At 63.5% G+C, this 2,253-nt stretch carries 3 protein-coding genes; all 3 read left to right on the top strand.

Annotated elements, in window-relative coordinates; all coding sequences use genetic code 11:
* Positions 1-194: hypothetical protein (locus AC2VON_RS22465; protein ID WP_486954847.1), on the top strand; the 194-nt coding region annotated here is incomplete at its 5' end.
* 83 nt (positions 195-277) lie between these two features.
* On the top strand, positions 278-721 hold the full coding sequence (locus tag AC2VON_RS22460; RefSeq protein ID WP_486954846.1) for a hypothetical protein: 444 nt from the start codon (positions 278-280) through the stop codon (positions 719-721).
* 201 nt (positions 722-922) lie between these two features.
* The gene (locus AC2VON_RS22455; RefSeq protein WP_486954845.1) at positions 923-1,744 is read left to right on the top strand and encodes a phage major capsid protein; all 822 of its coding nucleotides are present in this window, start codon (positions 923-925) and stop codon (positions 1,742-1,744) included.
* Positions 1,745-2,253: the final 509 nt, after the last annotated feature.

Raw genomic sequence — 2,253 nt, 5'->3', positions numbered from 1 at the left:
AGGTTGGCGTCGCTATCGGGAAGCAACTGCCGCCGAGCGGCAAGCGCGGCGGGAACATGCGGGGCGATAGCGTCACGTGGTTTATGCCGTGGGAGCTGAAGGTTGTAGGCAGGACCGACGCCTCTGAGAGGCCGCTGGACGGCCTCAATCCCCTATCGCGGATAGATGGCACCAGGGAGCTTCTAAATGCCTGAGAACGCCGTCGAATACGCAATACGAAAACTCGCCGAAAAGATTGCGGCGCTAACCGCCCGAACCGAACGATTGGAAGCTGAACATGCCCGATGAGATTGTTACCGACCAGACCATTCCCGCCGACGCTGACCCCGCCGACGCCGTTGCCGACGCCGACGCCGAAACGCCGGAGCAAAGGCCGAACCGCGAGGCGCGGTATCGGGTCGAGCGCAACGAGGCTAGGACCGCGTTAGAGGCGGCCAACGCCCGTATCGAAGCGTTCCAGCGGGCCGAGGTCGAACGGCTCGCCGGTGACTTGGCGGCACCTGCCGACTTGTTCGAGGTCGGTGGGGTTGCCCTCACTGACCTGTTGGATGAGGCCGGCGACGTTGACGGCGAGGCGGTTGCCGACGCGGTGGCCGCGCTGCTCGCCGACCGGCCCGGTCTGGCCCGCGTGAAGCGGGATCGGCTGGTCGACCTGTCGCAAGGCACCGGCAACCGGCACCAGCCCGACCGGCTGTCATGGGCGGACCTGCTCCGCACCTAGAACTTGCCCTAGCAGCCCGTCCGTGACGGGTAGGCAACAGGGCATTACCAGCGGCAGCGCCGCAACCCGGGTACCGGCGGTGCCGGTGCCCTCAAGGCCCCAGCTTCCGCTGGGACCGCCCCGGGGTCTGTGACCTTCGGGTGTCCAAATCATCTACCGGCCCGGCACACACGTGCTGGGCCGTTCGTTTAGGAGACTCAATTGTCTACTGTTAGTTCCACCACCGCTGCGGCGTGGTTGCCGTCTGATTTCGGCACCATGCTGGACACCTCTGTCAGGGCTAAGTCGGTCGCGGCGCAGGCCAGCACGCTGTTCGCCACCGACCGGCAGAAGGTGAACTTCCCGCTGTGGGTTGCCGACCCGGCAGTCGCGTTCTACAACGAGCTGGACGAGATCGCCCTGGCCGATGGCGACACCGATGAGGTTGTGGTCACCCCGGCCAAGACCGCCGGTCTGACCCTAGTCGGCAATGAGACGGTCGGAGACACCGATCCGGCTATCGCCGACCAGATCGGGGCGGCGCTCGCCAACCAGATCAGCAAGGCGCTGGACGCGGCGTACTTCGCCAACACCACGACCAAAGGCCCGAACGGGCTGCTGTCGCTGGCCGCGACCGCGGTTGACACCGGGGCTTCGCTGGCGAATCTGGACGCGTTCATCGCGGGCCGGTATGCCGCCGAGGCGCACGGAGCGAAGCTGACCCACTGGCTGATGTCGCCGACCACGGCCGAGACGCTGTCGACGCTCAAAACTCAAAGCGGCTCAAACCAGCCGCTGTTGCAGTTCGTCGCGGACGGTATCGAGGTTGCCGGTCTGCCGGTGCTCACGTCGACCTCTGTCGACGCCGCGACGTTCGCGTGGGGCATCGACAAGACCCAACAGCGGTACGTGCTCCGCAAGGGCACCACGGTCGAGCGGTTCCCGAGCGTGACCAACGACGGTTTGTACGTGCGTGCGATTAGCCGTGTCGGGTTCGGATTTTTGAATCCTGCCGGTGTGGTGCGTTTGTACGACGCTGCCTGATACAGGGCAATCGTAATCGAATAGCGGCAGGCCCCGCACCTTCGGGTGCGGGGCTTTGCCGTCCCCTGAACAAAGAGAGGACCGCGTTTGAAATCCAACCGGAGACGAAACCCCCGAACACCCGGGCAGTGGATCACGTGCAGGCATCGAGACATCGAGATTATGCGCCGAGCATTAGGCGACCTGCCGCAACTTGACCAGATGGCCGCAGAGCTTGATTCAATCGCCGACGCGATAGAACACCACACCATACTGTACCGAGCAGTTCATGACGCGGTTATCGAGGTCGGGATTATGACACAGCGTGAATGGGCTGCGATGCTAAGCCCAACGGAAACGGGCCGGACCGGAGATGGTCCGGCCCTTTAAGGACGGAAATGACAATCATGGATAACGTTTACCCGATAAGACCGCAAGCGCCGCTATTCGAGGAATTGCATCCGCATTGGCAGCGGGCGATTCAAAAACTAGGGCTGGACAACAAAACACTACGGACGCGGTTAAAGCTG

It is taken from the genome of Mycobacterium sp. TH-M82 (assembly GCF_057473605.1).
This window is presented reverse-complemented; position numbering and strand designations above follow the sequence as displayed.